General features: G+C 63.2%; 15 protein-coding genes. 13 read left to right on the plus strand and 2 right to left on the minus strand.

Translation table 11 applies throughout. The features are described 5' to 3' along the window. The first annotated feature begins 136 nt into the window (after positions 1 to 136). From ACF8EA_RS07210 to ACF8EA_RS07220, 3 genes are all read left to right on the plus strand, one after another. Complete coding sequence (locus ACF8EA_RS07210) at positions 137 to 2,356, plus strand: primosomal protein N' (protein WP_392521380.1); 2,220 nt, start codon at positions 137 to 139, stop codon at positions 2,354 to 2,356. Positions 2,357 to 2,543: 187 nt separating this feature from the next. Further along, complete coding sequence (gene argS, locus ACF8EA_RS07215; protein ID WP_209969416.1) at positions 2,544 to 4,280, plus strand: arginine--tRNA ligase; 1,737 nt, start codon at positions 2,544 to 2,546, stop codon at positions 4,278 to 4,280. 1 nt (position 4,281) lies between these two features. Beyond that, complete coding sequence (locus ACF8EA_RS07220) at positions 4,282 to 4,980, plus strand: SPOR domain-containing protein (protein ID WP_053870424.1); 699 nt, start codon at positions 4,282 to 4,284, stop codon at positions 4,978 to 4,980. Between the two features lie 90 nt (positions 4,981 to 5,070). Here ACF8EA_RS07220 and ACF8EA_RS07225 read toward each other — a convergent pair whose 3' ends face one another. Then, positions 5,071 to 5,490 carry a TM2 domain-containing protein gene (locus ACF8EA_RS07225; RefSeq protein WP_028697535.1) on the minus strand — a complete coding sequence of 140 codons (420 nt, stop codon included), beginning with the start codon at positions 5,488 to 5,490 and terminating at the stop codon, positions 5,071 to 5,073. Positions 5,491 to 5,656: 166 nt separating this feature from the next. Between ACF8EA_RS07225 and ACF8EA_RS07230 the strand changes: the two genes are divergently transcribed. After that, positions 5,657 to 6,283 (plus strand): C40 family peptidase, encoded by a 627-nt coding sequence (locus ACF8EA_RS07230; protein WP_392521382.1) that lies wholly within the window; start codon positions 5,657 to 5,659, stop codon positions 6,281 to 6,283. A 107-nt stretch (positions 6,284 to 6,390) separates the two neighbouring features. Here the strand turns inward: ACF8EA_RS07230 and ACF8EA_RS07235 are convergent, their stop codons facing one another. Then, positions 6,391 to 7,389, minus strand: coding sequence for a type IV pilus twitching motility protein PilT (locus ACF8EA_RS07235; RefSeq protein WP_392521383.1), 999 nt, complete (start codon positions 7,387 to 7,389; stop codon positions 6,391 to 6,393). A gap of 65 nt (positions 7,390 to 7,454) precedes the next feature. Between ACF8EA_RS07235 and ACF8EA_RS07240 the strand changes: the two genes are divergently transcribed. From ACF8EA_RS07240 to ACF8EA_RS07280, 9 genes are all read left to right on the plus strand, one after another. Beyond that, positions 7,455 to 8,141, plus strand: a complete 687-nt coding sequence (locus ACF8EA_RS07240; protein WP_392521384.1) for a YggS family pyridoxal phosphate-dependent enzyme — start codon at positions 7,455 to 7,457, stop codon at positions 8,139 to 8,141. A 38-nt stretch (positions 8,142 to 8,179) separates the two neighbouring features. After that, positions 8,180 to 8,998: a pyrroline-5-carboxylate reductase gene (proC, locus tag ACF8EA_RS07245; protein WP_392521385.1), complete on the plus strand. Its 819-nt coding sequence runs from the start codon at positions 8,180 to 8,182 to the stop codon at positions 8,996 to 8,998. A 10-nt stretch (positions 8,999 to 9,008) separates the two neighbouring features. Next, a complete protein-coding gene (locus ACF8EA_RS07250; protein ID WP_012053960.1) occupies positions 9,009 to 9,599 on the plus strand; it encodes a YggT family protein in 591 nt (196 codons plus the stop codon). Between the two features lie 99 nt (positions 9,600 to 9,698). Further along, a complete protein-coding gene (locus tag ACF8EA_RS07255; protein WP_021783665.1) occupies positions 9,699 to 10,838 on the plus strand; it encodes a homoserine O-acetyltransferase in 1,140 nt (379 codons plus the stop codon). Between the two features lie 7 nt (positions 10,839 to 10,845). Beyond that, positions 10,846 to 11,466: a methionine biosynthesis protein MetW gene (gene metW / locus ACF8EA_RS07260; RefSeq protein ID WP_021783664.1), complete on the plus strand. Its 621-nt coding sequence runs from the start codon at positions 10,846 to 10,848 to the stop codon at positions 11,464 to 11,466. Positions 11,467 to 11,488: 22 nt separating this feature from the next. Further along, on the plus strand, positions 11,489 to 11,923 hold the full coding sequence (locus ACF8EA_RS07265) for a DUF4426 domain-containing protein (protein ID WP_101196376.1): 435 nt from the start codon (positions 11,489 to 11,491) through the stop codon (positions 11,921 to 11,923). Next, positions 11,920 to 12,516, plus strand: coding sequence for an RdgB/HAM1 family non-canonical purine NTP pyrophosphatase (gene rdgB, locus ACF8EA_RS07270; protein WP_101196377.1), 597 nt, complete (start codon positions 11,920 to 11,922; stop codon positions 12,514 to 12,516). Before ACF8EA_RS07265 ends, rdgB begins: the two co-directional genes overlap by 4 nt. Continuing rightward, complete coding sequence (hemW, locus tag ACF8EA_RS07275; RefSeq protein ID WP_392521387.1) at positions 12,513 to 13,688, plus strand: radical SAM family heme chaperone HemW; 1,176 nt, start codon at positions 12,513 to 12,515, stop codon at positions 13,686 to 13,688. Before rdgB ends, hemW begins: the two co-directional genes overlap by 4 nt. Positions 13,689 to 13,697: 9 nt before the next feature. Beyond that, on the plus strand, positions 13,698 to 14,024 hold the full coding sequence (locus tag ACF8EA_RS07280) for a DUF3392 family protein (protein WP_021783660.1): 327 nt from the start codon (positions 13,698 to 13,700) through the stop codon (positions 14,022 to 14,024). Positions 14,025 to 14,163: the final 139 nt, after the last annotated feature.

Genomic DNA, 14,163 nt, shown 5'->3' on the forward strand with positions numbered 1-14,163 from the left:
AACACCAATTGTTGAATACCGCACGTAATTAGGCGGCGAATAATACCAGAGCACACCGTCAGCGCAAGATGTCGCTTGCACCGACCGTCGTCTGCTAGGCTCGCCAGTCCTTGTAACGCCCTCCGAGACTTTCCGCGTGTCCGACGTCATCCTGCGCCTTGCCCTGCCCTCTCCGCTGCGGCGCCTGTTCGACTACAAGGCGCCGGCGAGCATGGCGCGCCAGACCTTGACCCCTGGCATGCGCATCCGCGTGCCCTTTGGCCGCCGCGAAATGATCGGCGTGCTGATAGAGGTGTGCACGCAGAGCGAAGTGCCCGCCGACAAACTGAAGCCGGCCAGCGCCCTGCTCGACCCGGTGTCCCCCATCCCCGCGTCGCTGTTCAAGTTGTGCCTGTGGACCGCCCAGTACTACCAGCACAGCCTGGGCGATACCCTGAGCTGGGCGCTGCCCACGCTACTGCGCCAGGGCGAAGCCGCCGAAATGCGCCAGGAACGCTTCTGGCATATAGCCCCTGGCGCCCGCCTGGAAGACCCGCGCATTGCCCGCGCGCCGCGCCAGCGCGACGCCCTCAAGACCCTGGCCCAGCACCCGCACGGCGTGGCCCACAGCCTGCTGGCCAAACTCAATCTGAACAAGGACAGCCTCGACCTGCTGCTGGCCAAGGATCTGGTGCAGGTCGAGACGCGCCGCCACTTGCCGGCACAACGCCATGAGCACTGGCTGGCACAGCCGGAACTGCCACTCAACGAAGAACAACGCGATGCCTTCGACGCCGTGTGCGAGGGCTTTGGCGGCTTCGGCGCGTTCTTGCTGGCCGGCGTCACCGGCAGTGGCAAGACCGAGGTCTACCTGCAACTGATCCGCGAAACCCTGGAAGCCGGCAAGCAGGCGCTGGTGCTGATCCCGGAGATCAACCTCGGCCCGCAAACCCTGGCGCGCTTCGAGCAACGCTTCAACGCGCGCATTGCCCTGCTGCACTCTGCGGTGAACGACCGCGAACGTCTGGATGCCTGGCTGGCGGCACGGGATGGCGAGGCCGATATCATCATCGGCACCCGTTCGGCATTGTTCACACCGATGAAAACCCCCGGCCTGATCATCATCGACGAAGAGCACGACGGCTCCTATAAACAGCAGGAAGGCCTGCGTTACCACGCCCGCGACCTGGCGCTGGTACGCGCTCACCAGGAGAACATCCCGATCCTGCTCGGCTCCGCCACACCGTCGCTGGAAACCCTGCATAACGCCCTGACCGGCCGCTACCGCCTGCTGCGCATGAACCAGCGCGCCGGGGGGGCACGCCCGCCGCGCATGCTGCGCCTGGATGTGAAGAGCCTGCCGCTGGACAGCGGTATCAGCGGCCCGCTGCAGCAGGCTATCCGACAGACGCTGGAGGCCGGCCAACAAGTGCTGGTGTTCCTCAACCGCCGCGGCTTTGCCCCAACCCTGCTGTGCCACGACTGCGGCTGGCTGTCCGAATGCCCACGCTGCGATGCGCGCATGACCGTGCACCAGCGCTCCGGCGTCCTGCGCTGCCATCACTGTGGCTATGACGAACGCCTGCCGCACCAGTGCCCGCAATGCAACCATGTCGACCTGCGCCCGGTCGGCGCCGGCACCGAGCGCGCCGAAGAGCGCCTGAAGGTGCTGTTCCCGGATTACCCGATCCTGCGCGTGGACCGCGACAGCACGGCGCGCAAGGACGCCATGCACAACTTGTTCAGCACCATCCAGCGCGGCCAGCCGAGCATCCTCGTCGGCACCCAGATGCTCGCCAAGGGCCACCACTTCCCGCGGGTGACCCTGGTGGCCATCCTCGATGCCGATGGCGGGCTGTTTTCCGGCGACTTCCGCGCCAGCGAGCGCATGGCACAACTTATCGTCCAGGTGGCCGGGCGGGCCGGGCGGGCCGAAGAACCCGGCAAGGTCATCATCCAGACCCACCTGGCCGACCACCCACTGCTGGTACAGCTAACCGAGCAAGGCTACTTCGCTTTCGCCGAACAGGCCCTGGACGAACGCCGGGCCGCCGGGCTGCCGCCCTACTCGCACCTGGTCTTGCTGCGTGCCGAAGCACACAAGCCGGGGCAGGCCGAAGGTTTCCTCGACGAAGCCTGTGCCGCCGCCGAGCGCCTGGTGGCCGAACAACTCCTGCCGGGCATCGAACTGCTGGGCCCGGTACCGGCACCCATGGAGCGTCGCGCCGGACGATTCCGCGCGCAACTGTTGATACAGGCCAATACCCGGGCGCCGTTGCATCGACTGATCAGCGCCTGGTTGCTAGTGTTGGAACAGTTGCCGAGCGGGCGCCAGGTGCGCTGGTCGCTGGATGTCGACCCGGTAGACCTGTATTGAGCTGCAAGCTGCGAGTGACCAGCGGCAAGCAAGCGCCGGGCGGGTGCGATGCCGCTTTTTCTCGCCGCTTGTGGCCCCCCGCTTGCCGCCCAAAGGTTGGCAACCTGCTCCCGGCAACGGATAATGCCCAGTTTTTCCACCTGCGCATCCAGGCGCTCACCGCGCTTGCGGTCGAAAAGAGATCCCCATGAAAGACACCATTCGCCAGCTGATCCAGCAAGCCCTCACCCAACTCGTCACCGACGGTGTGCTGCCTGAAGGGCTGTCGCCGGCGATCCAGGTGGAAAACGCCCGGGACAAGACCCACGGCGACTTCGCCAGCAACATCGCCATGATGCTGGCCAAGCCGGCCGGCATGAAGCCGCGCGACCTCGCCGAAAAACTGATCAACGCCCTGCCGGCCAGCGCCGACATCAGCAAGGTCGAGATTGCAGGCCCCGGCTTCCTCAACTTCTTCCAGAACACCGACGCCCTGGCCAACCGCCTGGATGCCGCCCTGGCCGACGCCCACCTGGGTGCGCGCAAAGCCGGTCCGGCGCAAAAGGTGGTGATCGACATGTCGGCACCCAACCTGGCCAAGGAAATGCACGTCGGCCACCTGCGCTCGACCATCATCGGTGACAGCGTTGCACGTGTGCTGGAGTTCCTGGGTGACAACGTCATCCGCCAGAACCACGTCGGTGACTGGGGTACCCAGTTCGGCATGCTGATGGCCTACTTGCAGGAAAACCCGATCACCAGCGACGAGCTGTCGGACCTGGAAAACTTCTACCGTGCGGCGAAGAAACGCTTCGATGAATCGGAAGAGTTCGCCACTCGCGCCCGCGGCCTGGTGGTCAAGCTGCAAGCTGGTGACCCCGAGTGCCTGGCCCTGTGGACTCGCTTCAAGGACATCTCGCTGTCGCACTGCCAGAAGACCTACGAGCTGCTCAACGTCAAGCTGACCATGGCCGACGTGATGGGCGAAAGCGCCTACAACGACGACTTGGCCAACGTGGTGGCCGACCTCAAGGCCAAGGGCCTGCTGGTCGAAGACCAAGGCGCCCAGTGTGTGTTCCTCGACGAGTTCAAGAACAGCGAAGGCGACCCCCTGCCGGTGATCGTGCAGAAGGCCGACGGAGGCTACCTGTACGCGACCACCGACCTGGCTGCCGTGCGTTACCGCAGCAACGTATTGAAAGCTGACCGCGCACTGTACTTCGTCGACCAGCGCCAGGCCCTGCACTTCAACCAGGTGTTCGAAGTGGCCCGCCGCGCTGGCTTCGTCAGCCACCCGATGCAAATGGAGCACATGGGCTTCGGCACCATGAACGGCGCCGACGGCCGCCCGTTCAAGACTCGTGACGGCGGCACCGTGAAGCTGATCGACCTGCTCACCGAGGCCAAGGAGCGCGCCTACGCGCTGGTCAAGGAAAAGAACCCGAGCCTGGCCGACGACGAACTGCGCCACATCGGCGAGGTGGTGGGCATTGGCGCGGTGAAATACGCCGACCTGTCCAAGCACCGCACCAGCGACTACAGCTTCAACTTCGAGCTGATGCTCAACTTCGAAGGCAACACCGCGCCTTACCTGCTGTACGCTTATACCCGCGTAGCCGGCGTGTTCCGCAAGCTGGGCAAAGGGTTTGACGAAGTCGACGGCAAAATCGTGCTGCAAGCTGCCCACGAGCAAGATTTGGCCGCGCGCCTGGCGCAGTTTGGCGAAATTCTCAACAACGTCGCCGAAAAAGGCACGCCGCACGTGCTGTGCAGCTACCTGTACGACCTGGCCGGCCTGTTCTCCAGCTTCTACGAGAACTGCCCGATCCTCGCTGCCGAAACCCCTTCGCAGCAGCAGAGCCGGCTGCGCCTGGCCGCCCTGACCGGCCGCACCCTCAAACAAGGTCTGGAACTGCTCGGCCTGGAAACCCTGGAGCGCATGTAAGTTGGCTGCCAAGAAAAAACCTGCCCCGAAACGCGGCGCCAGCCGCCAGACGGCACCGGCCAAACAGCCGATCCCCGGCTGGGTATGGCTGGCGGTCGGCCTGACCGTAGGCGCGTTCATCGTGTTCCTGATGAAGCTCGAACCCGGTGGCGACGACATCAAACGCACCAAACCCGAGCAGCAGAAGCCGGCGAAAACGGCCGAAGCCGGCAAGCCAGCGCAAGCTACCCCGCAACAGCCGGTGAAGCCGAAGTACGACTTCTACACCCTGCTGCCGGAATCTGAGGTGATCGTGCCGCCGGAAGCCGTACCGGAGAAAACGCCACCCGTGCCGGCCCAGCCGGTAGCCCCGGTAACACCAGCAGAAGCGGCTAAAATCGACACGGCGAGGGCCCAGGCAGCGCTGCTCGGCCAAACCCCGCCACCGCCACCACCTGTGATCAAGCCGGCTGCGACCACGCAGTACTTCCTTCAGGCAGGCTCGTTCCGCAAGCAGGCCGATGCCGACAAGGTACGGGCACAGATCATCCTGCTGGGCCAGTCGGTGAAGGTGGAGTCGGGTACGGTCAAGGAAGAAACCTGGTACCGCGTGCTGGTCGGGCCGTTCAGCAACCGCGAGCAATTGACCGGGGCACAGAAGCAGCTGGCTGGAGCCGGTTTCAGCAACCTGTTGCTGCAACAGCGGCAGACCCGCCAGTAACAAAGAAGGCCTTGCCGCAGCAGTGCGACAAGGCCTTTTTTGTATCGGCAGCATTGCCCGTGAGTGGGCTGCAGAACAGCCCCGGCACCCTCAGCCCCGCCCCGCATTCCTCTCGGACACCTGGGTGTTCAACGTCCAGAAGTCATACAGCACCCCCACCAGGAACAACCCACCGGTAAAGAAGTAGATGATCGCGGTGATCCACTTGCCCTGATACAGCCGGTGCAGGCCAAACACCCCGAGGAAGGTCAGCAGAATCCAGGCGATGTTGTAGTCGATACGCCCGGACTGAAACCTCAGGTCGGCTTCACGGTCCATGGACGGGATCAGGAACAGGTCGATCAACCAACCAATGCCCAGCAAGCCCAAGGTGAAGAACCAGATGGTCCCGGTAATCGGCTTGCCGTAATAGAAGCGATGGGACCCGGTGAAGCCGAAAATCCACAGCAGGTAGCCAATGGTTTTGCTGTGGGTGTCGTGAAAGGGCACCCCCTGTTGATAACTGTTCATTCATAGCCCCTGTGGGTTATCCGAAAATTTTCTAAGAAAAAATGTGACTTTCTCGTCGCAAGCCGACATACGGCAACTGGGCAATCGACCAACGGATCAATGATTGATCAAAAAGCTGTTATAAAGTTGCGCGCCCAACACATAACTATTCATAAGAGCTTCATCTATGCCGCCTTTGATCAAGACATGGCTGACCCTCTGCCTATTATTGCCCCTGGCCGCCCACGCCACCAATCGTGAGCAACGTCTTCCCAATGGTTTTACCGGCTACACGACCAACGCCTCGGTGAAACGCACACCAGTCAAACAGACCGCGCTGCGCGCCCGCCCAAGCAACGCCGTCAGCAGCCGCGGTGCGAATGTCGCCGCCATGTCGCCTAAGCAAAGCAGCGATGTGCTGAGCCGTGCGGTCAATGTGCTCGGTACCCCTTATGTTTGGGGCGGCAGCAGCCCGAAAAAAGGCTTTGACTGCAGCGGGCTGGTCAAATACGCCTTCAACGACGTCGCTGACGTCAACCTGCCGCGCACCTCCAATGCCATGGCCCAGGGCCACGGGGTGAAGGTAGCCAAGGCTGATCTGAAGCCTGGAGACCTGATCTTCTTCAACATCAAGAGCCGTCGGGTCAATCACGTCGCCATCTACCTGGGTAACGACCGCTTCATCCACGCGCCACGCCGTGGCAAGCGGGTGAGTATCGACACCTTGAGCAAGCCTTACTGGCAGAAGCACTACGTGGTGGCCAAGCGGGTACTGCCGAAGGAACAGCAACAGCTGAACCTGGCCAAGCGCTAACAGGTCCGGCCTCTTCGCGGGCAAGCCCGCTCCCAGACAGCACAGCCTTTAAAACCTGTGCCGTACCTGTGGGAGCGGGTTTACCCGCGAAAAGGCCCTGACAGGCACTAGAGATCACCGATCACCCCCTTCGCCCTCAGCCGCCGCATCGCCCCCTCCATCGTCCGCATCCCCTCCGCCGCCCCGCCCTGCATCACCGAAGACAACTGCGCCAACCGCCCCTCCCGAACCAGGTTACGCACCGCCGGCGTCGCCACCAGCACTTCCCGCGCAGCCACCCGCCCACCTTCCACACGCTTGACCAGCACCTGCGCGACCACCAGGCGCAGCGACTCGGCCAGCATCGCCCGCACCAACGGTTTTTCCTCGGCAGCAAAAACCTCAACCAACCTGTCGATGCTGCTGGTCGCAGAACGCGCATGCACGGTTGCCAGCACCAGGTGCCCGGTTTCGGCCGCGCGCAGGGCCAGACGAATGGTTTCCAGGTCGCGCAACTCGCCGATCATGATCACGTCCGGGTCCTGGCGCAGTGCACTGCGTAGCCCCTGAGCAAAGCCGCGACTATGGCGCCCCATCTCACGCTGGTTGACCAGGCTGCGCTGACTGTCATGGATGACCTCAACAGGGTCTTCCAGGGTAATGATGTGCAGTGCCCGCTCGCGGTTCAGCTGGTCGAGCAGCGTTGCCAGGGTGCTGGACTTGCCACTGCCTGTCGGCCCGCCGACGAGGATCAAGCCATCACTGCATTGCGCAACAGCTTGAAACACATCCGCAAGGTCCAGCTCGCTCACTGTGGCAATGCGCCCCGGAATCAGCCGAAAGGTCACCGCCGGGCCCTTCAACTGGCGAAACAGGTTCAACCGAAAGCGCCCAAGCGCCGGCAACTCCAGCGCAAGGTCCAGTTCATCGCCTTGGGCCCACTGCTGGCACTGGTGGTCATCCAGCACGCTCGCCATGCCCTCGATCAAGGCACCCGCGCTCAAGGGCGGCAAGCCCATACGCTGCAACTCGCCATCCAGGCGCAGCATTGGAATCTGGCCCGTCGCCAGGTGCAGGTCCGAAGCCCCCGCATCCACAGCTCGGGCCAACAGGTCGGTCACATCCATGAGACTCCCCAAAGGCCTTCAAGCAGGTAGAATGCCGCAGACCCTACAGCTGCCGGCATTGATCCATGTCCACCCTAGCAGACAACCTTTCCGCGATTTCCGCCCGTATCGCCAGTGCTGCCCAGGCAGTCGGGCGTGATCCGGCCAGCGTCCAGTTGCTGGCCGTGAGCAAGACCAAGCCCGCCAGCGCTATCCGCGAGATCCATGCCGCCGGTGTGCGCGACTTCGGGGAAAATTACCTACAGGAAGCACTGACAAAGCAGCAGGCGCTCAGCGACTTGCCCTTGATCTGGCACTTCATCGGCCCCATTCAGTCGAACAAGACCAAAGCGATCGCCGAGCACTTCGACTGGGTACATTCCGTGGACCGCCTGAAAATTGCCCAACGCCTGTCGGAACAGCGCCCTGCCGGGCTGGGGCCGCTGAACATCTGCCTGCAGGTAAACGTCAGCGGCGAAGACAGTAAGTCCGGCTGCGCCCCGGCCGACCTGCCCGCGCTGGCCGCAGCCGTAGCCGCACTGCCCAACCTGCGCCTGCGCGGGCTGATGGCAATTCCCGAACCCACCGAAGACCGCGCCACCCAGGAGGCCGCCTTCGCCAGCCTGCGCAAGTTGCAGGAAGGCCTGGGGCTTGGCCTGGACACCCTGTCCATGGGCATGAGCCACGACCTGGAAGCGGCCATCGCCCAGGGCGCGACGTGGGCACGGATTGGCACGGCCCTGTTCGGAGCCCGCGACTACGGCAACACCTGATTCCATGCTTCACTCACTCTTTTCCACAAGGACCTGACATGAGCAAGACACGTATTGCCTTTATCGGCGCCGGCAACATGGCCGCCAGCCTGATCGGTGGTCTGCGTGCCCAGGGCCTGGACGCCTCGCAGATCCGCGCCAGCGACCCCGGCGCCGACACCCGCAGTCGCATCCAGGCCGAGCACGGCATTGAAGCCTTCGAGGACAACGCCCAGGCTATTGATGGCGCCGACGTCATCGTGCTGGCGGTCAAGCCACAAGTCATGAAAACCGTCTGTCAGGCGTTGCAGCCCAACCTGCAGGATGGCCAGCTGATCGTTTCCATCGCCGCCGGCATCACATGCGCCAGCCTGCAAAGCTGGGTGGGCGCTCGCCCGGTAGTGCGCTGCATGCCCAACACCCCGGCATTGCTGCGCCAAGGCGTGAGCGGCCTGTACGCCACCGCTGAAGTGTCCGGCGAACAGCGTCAGCAGGCCGAACAACTGCTGTCGGCCGTGGGCACCGCCCTGTGGCTGGAGCAGGAACAGCAGCTGGACGCCGTGACTGCTGTGTCTGGCAGTGGCCCGGCGTACTTCTTCCTGCTGATCGAGGCCATGACCGCGGCCGGCGAAAAACTCGGCCTGCCACGCGAAACCGCCTCCCAACTGACCTTGCAGACGGCCCTGGGCGCCGCGCGCATGGCGGTTGCTAGCGATGTCGATGCCACCGAACTGCGCCGCCGCGTCACCTCGCCCGCCGGCACCACGGAAGCGGCGATCAAGTCGTTCCAGGCTAGCGGCTTCGAAGCCATCGTCGAGCAGGCGCTGCAGGCTGCAGCCACGCGCTCCGCCGAGCTGGCCGAACAACTGGGCAAATAAGGAGCTTTAGATGAATGCACTGTCAGGCGCCGCGATTTTCGTGGTGCAAACCCTGGTAAGCCTTTACCTGGTAATCGTCCTGCTGCGCTTCGTACTGCAGTTGGTCAAGGCCAACTTCTACAACCCGCTGTGCCAGTTCGCAGTTCGTGCCACCCAACCGCTGCTCAAGCCGATCCGCCGGATCATCCCTAGCGTTGGCGGGCTGGATACCTCGTCGCTACTGCTGGCGGTGGTCATCCAGGCCCTGCTGATGGGCTTCGTGCTGATGGTCACCTACGGTACCTTCGGCGACGTCCTGCACCTGCTGATGTGGGCAATCATCGGCATCACCTCGCTGTTCCTGAAGATTTTCTGGGTGGCGATGATCGTCATGGTGATCGTTTCCTGGGTTGCACCCAACAGTCACAACCCGGCGGCCGAACTGGCCTACCAGATCAGCGAGCCAGTGCTGGCGCCGTTCCGCCGGCTGGTGCCAAATCTGGGCGGCATGGACATTTCGCCGATCTTCGCCTTCCTGGCGATCCAGGTGATCCAGTCGTTTGTCATGCCCCCTCTGGCCGCCTACGCCGGCATGCCTCAAGAGCTGTGGCGAATGATCTGAGGCTCGCCAGCCCCAGCTTGCCCCCAGTCGCAAGCCTTTGCTTGCCGCTGGGGGTAGCGCTCTTTAGACTTACGCCTCCGTCAAGCGTGAGCAGGGTCGATGTCAACTGTCTTTCCCGAAGATTCCGTCGGTCTGGTAGTACCGCAAACCGCCCGGTTCGATGAACCGCTGGCACTGGCCTGTGGCCGTTCACTGGCCAGTTACGAACTGGTCTACGAGACCTATGGCACCCTGAACGCCAGCGCGAGCAATGCCGTGCTGATCTGCCATGCCCTGTCCGGCCACCACCATGCCGCTGGCTACCATGCCGCCACCGACCGCAAGCCGGGCTGGTGGGATAGCTGCATCGGCCCCGGCAAGCCGATCGATACCAACCGCTTCTTCGTGGTCAGCCTGAACAACCTCGGCGGCTGCAACGGCAGCACTGGCCCCAGCAGCGTCAACCCTGCCACTGGCAAACCGTATGGCGCCGATTTCCCTGTACTGACCGTAGAGGACTGGGTACACAGCCAGGTGCGCCTGGGCGAGCGCTTGGGCATCCAGCAGTGGGCCGCTGTCGTGGGCGGCAGCCTTGGCGGCATGCAGGCACTGCAATGGACCATCAGCTACCCCGAGCGTGTGCGCCATTGCGTCGACATTGCCTCGGCGCCCAAGCTGTCGGCGCAGAACATCGCCTTCAACGAGGTGGCGCGCCAAGCCATTCTCACTGACCCTGAGTTCCATGGCGGTTCGTTCCAGGACCAGGGCGTGATCCCCAAGCGCGGCCTGATGCTGGCACGCATGGTCGGGCACATTACCTACCTGTCCGACGACTCGATGGGTGAAAAATTCGGCCGTGAGCTGAAAAGCGACAAGCTCAACTACGATTTCCACAGCGTCGAGTTTCAGGTCGAAAGCTACCTGCGCTATCAGGGCGAAGAGTTTTCCGGCCGTTTCGACGCCAACACCTACCTGCTGATGACCAAGGCACTGGACTATTTCGACCCGGCCGCCAAGCAGGGGGGTGACCTGGCAGCCACTCTGGCCCACGTCACGGCGGACTACTGCATCATGTCGTTCACCACCGACTGGCGCTTCTCTCCGGCCCGTTCGCGCGAGATCGTCGACGCACTGATGGCTGCGCGCAAGAACGTCTGTTACCTGGAGATCGATTCGCCCTACGGGCACGATGCCTTCCTGATCCCCACACCTCGCTACATGCAGGGTTTCTCGAACTACATGAACCGCATTGCCATCTGAGGACAGCATGAGAGCCGATCTGGAAATCATCCACGACTGGATCCCCGCCGGCAGCCGGGTACTCGACCTGGGCTGCGGTAGCGGCGAACTGCTGGCCTCGCTGCGTGACCGCAAACAGGTCACCGGCTATGGCCTGGAAATCGACGCCGACAACATCGCCGCCTGCGTGGCCAAGGGCGTCAACGTCATCGAACAAGACCTGGACAAAGGCCTGGGCAACTTCGCCAGCAACAGTTTCGACGTGGTGATCATGACCCAGGCCCTGCAGGCCGTGGAGTACCCCGACCGCATCCTCGACGAAATGCTGCGCGTGGGCCGTCAGTGCATCATCACCTTCCCCAACTTCGGCCACTGGCGCTGCCGCTGGTACCTGGCGACCAAAGGCCGCATGCCGGTATCGGACTTCATGCCGTATACCTGGTACAACACGCCGAACATCCACTTCTGCACCTTCGCCGACTTCGAAGAACTTGTGCACGAACGCCGAGCCAAGGTACTCGACCGCCTGGCGGTCGACCACTTGCACCGCAATGGGTGGGGTGGGCGGCTATGGCCTAATCTTCTAGGTGAGATCGGCATCTACCGCGTCAGCAGCCCGGGCCTGCAAGAGCAGCCGCTCGCGGTCTGACGCCCACCGGAGGAATCGCCCCATGCGCCGCCTAGCCCTGTTCCTGATCAGCCTGTGCCTGGCCCTGCCAGTATTGGCTGCCGATGCCGCACGCCCCGAGCGCAAGGAGGTATTTGGCGACGTGACGGTGCACTACAGCGCATTCACGTCGAGCATGCTCACTCCCGAGGTGGCAGCGGCCACCGGCCTGATTCGCAGCAAGAACCAGGGCGTGCTCAACATTACCGTACTCAAGGCCAGCAAACCGGCCACAGCGGTGGTCAGCGGCACGATCAAGGACCTGACCGGGCGCAGCAGCCCGCTGTCGTTCAAGCAGATTACCGAACAGGGTGCGGTGTACTACATCGCCCAGTTCAAGATCGACCAGCCAGAAACCGTCACCTTCGACCTGAACATCGAAACCGGCGGCATCAGCAACTCTCTCCGCTTCAACCAGGAAGTGTTCCCAGGCGAATGATGAATTTCCAGCAACTCGTATTGGCCAGCCACAACGCCGGCAAACTCAAGGAACTCCAGGCCATGCTCGGCCAATCCGTGCAACTGCGCTCGATTGGTGAGTTCAGCCAGGTAGAGCCGGAAGAAACCGGCCTGTCGTTCGTCGAGAACGCCATCCTCAAGGCGCGCAACGCCGCCCGCATTTCCGGCCTGCCGGCCCTGGCCGATGACTCCGGTCTGGCGGTGGATTTCCTCGGCGGCGCGCCGGGCATCTACTCGGCACGTTATGCCGATGGCCAGGGTGACGCGGCAAACAACGCCAAGCTGCTCGAAGCCTTGAAAGACGTGCCTGAAGGTGAGCGCAGTGCACAGTTCGTCTGCGTTCTGGCACTGGTGCGTCACGCCGACGACCCGTTGCCGATCCTGTGCGAAGGACTGTGGCAAGGGCGCATCCTGTTCGAGGCCAGCGGTGAGCAGGGCTTTGGCTACGACCCGCTGTTCTGGGTACCGGAGCGCAACTGCTCCAGCGCCGACCTGGCCCCGGCAGACAAGAACCAGCTCAGCCACCGCGCCCGTGCCATGGCCCTGCTGCGCCAACGTCTGGGCCTGGCATGATCGAAATGCTGTCGCCCCCCGGCGCGGCGGGCTTTACCAGCCTGCCGCCGCTGGCGCTGTACATCCACATCCCGTGGTGCGTACGCAAATGCCCTTATTGCGACTTCAACTCCCACGCTGCCGGGCCTGAGCTACCGGAAGATGCCTATGTCACAGCCCTGCTCGACGACCTCGACCAGGAACTGTCTGCCGTACAAGGCCGCCCGCTCAGCTCGATCTTCTTCGGTGGCGGTACGCCAAGCCTGTTCAGTGCCAACGCCCTCGGCCGGCTGCTGCGCGGCGTAGAGCAACGTATTACGTTCGCGCCAGACATCGAGATTACCCTGGAAGCCAACCCGGGCACCTTCGAGCAGGACAAGTTCAAGGCCTACCGGCAGACCGGCATCAACCGCCTGTCGATCGGTGTGCAGAGCTTCCAGCCAGCCAAGCTGGAAGCACTTGGACGCATCCACAATGGCGACGAAGCGGTTCGGGCCGCTGGCATGGCGCGCGCGGCCGGTTTCGACAATTTCAACATGGACCTGATGCACGGCCTGCCCGACCAGTCGCAGGACGACGCACTGGCTGACCTGCGCCAGGCCATCGACCTGGGCCCGACACACCTGTCGTGGTATCAGCTCACCGTGGAACCGAACACGGTGTTCTGGAACCAGCCGCCAGAGCTACCCGAAGACGATATCCTCTGGGATATTCAGGAAGCCGGCCAAGCGCTGATGGCCGCGCACGGCTACCGCCAGTACGAGGTATCAGCCTACGCCCAGGCAGACCGCGCCGCCCGGCACAACCTCAACTACTGGCGCTTCGGCGACTTCATCGGTATCGGCGCTGGCGCCCACGGCAAGCTCACCTTTGCCGACGGGCGCATCCTGCGTACCTGGAAGACCCGCCTGCCCAAGGATTTCCTGAACCTGGCCAAGCCGTTCAAGGCCGGCGAGAAGCTGCTGCCAGTCGATGAACTGCCGTTCGAGTTCCTGATGAACACCCTGCGCCTGACCGATGGCGTGGAAGCCGAACTGTTCACCCAACGCACCGGCTTGCCACTGGCACAGCTGCATGAGGCACGCCGTGCCGCCGAACAAAAGGGCCTTTTGCAGGTCGAACCGGATCGACTGGTAGCCACGCCGAGGGGCCAGCTGTTCCTCAATGACCTGCTGCAGTATTTCTTGACCTAAGGATGACCCATGGATCTGGTACTTGATCTGCTCGCGACGATTTCCCGCTGGAGCCGCAGCAACCTGTCGGAGATTTCACTGGCCTTGGTAGGCTGCCTGCTGGTGCTGTTCGGCACCGATGTCAAAGCCTGGGCAGAACAACGCCTGGGGGGCTTGGCCGGCGCCCTGCGCGTGCCGTTCATGGCGCTGATGGTAATGATCGGCAGCGGTGCCGCGCTGATCTATGCCACGCCGTGGGTGGTGAAGGGGCTGAGCCAGTTCAACAACTATGCGCTGGCGCCTGTGTTGCTGGTGGTGCTGGTATTGATTGGCGTGGTGGCGGATCGCCGAGGCTGAGCTAGTGGCACCGGGCCCTTGTAGGGTTTACCCGCGAAGACCGGCAGAGCCGGCGCCATCCACCGCGTTGGTTTTTTCGCGGGCATGCCCGCCCCCACAAGACCAGCACAGCCCTGAAGTGTTGTGGATTAACTAAAAA

This window comes from Pseudomonas sp. YQ_5, assembly GCF_043103305.1.
Taxonomy (GTDB): Bacteria; Pseudomonadota; Gammaproteobacteria; order Pseudomonadales; family Pseudomonadaceae; genus Aquipseudomonas; species Aquipseudomonas putida_Y.

Coding starts and splice junctions, on each gene's coding strand:
- argS (WP_209969416.1), top strand. CDS start 2,544: ATGAAAGACACCATTCGCCAGCTGATCCAGCAAGCCCTCACCCAACTC.
- ACF8EA_RS07225 (WP_028697535.1), bottom strand. CDS start 5,490: ATGAACAGTTATCAACAGGGGGTGCCCTTTCACGACACCCACAGCAAA.
- ACF8EA_RS07230 (WP_392521382.1), top strand. CDS start 5,657: ATGCCGCCTTTGATCAAGACATGGCTGACCCTCTGCCTATTATTGCCC.
- ACF8EA_RS07235 (WP_392521383.1), bottom strand. CDS start 7,389: ATGGATGTGACCGACCTGTTGGCCCGAGCTGTGGATGCGGGGGCTTCG.
- ACF8EA_RS07240 (WP_392521384.1), top strand. CDS start 7,455: ATGTCCACCCTAGCAGACAACCTTTCCGCGATTTCCGCCCGTATCGCC.
- proC (WP_392521385.1), top strand. CDS start 8,180: ATGAGCAAGACACGTATTGCCTTTATCGGCGCCGGCAACATGGCCGCC.
- ACF8EA_RS07250 (WP_012053960.1), top strand. CDS start 9,009: ATGAATGCACTGTCAGGCGCCGCGATTTTCGTGGTGCAAACCCTGGTA.
- ACF8EA_RS07255 (WP_021783665.1), top strand. CDS start 9,699: ATGTCAACTGTCTTTCCCGAAGATTCCGTCGGTCTGGTAGTACCGCAA.
- metW (WP_021783664.1), top strand. CDS start 10,846: ATGAGAGCCGATCTGGAAATCATCCACGACTGGATCCCCGCCGGCAGC.
- ACF8EA_RS07265 (WP_101196376.1), top strand. CDS start 11,489: ATGCGCCGCCTAGCCCTGTTCCTGATCAGCCTGTGCCTGGCCCTGCCA.
- rdgB (WP_101196377.1), top strand. CDS start 11,920: ATGATGAATTTCCAGCAACTCGTATTGGCCAGCCACAACGCCGGCAAA.
- hemW (WP_392521387.1), top strand. CDS start 12,513: ATGATCGAAATGCTGTCGCCCCCCGGCGCGGCGGGCTTTACCAGCCTG.
- ACF8EA_RS07280 (WP_021783660.1), top strand. CDS start 13,698: ATGGATCTGGTACTTGATCTGCTCGCGACGATTTCCCGCTGGAGCCGC.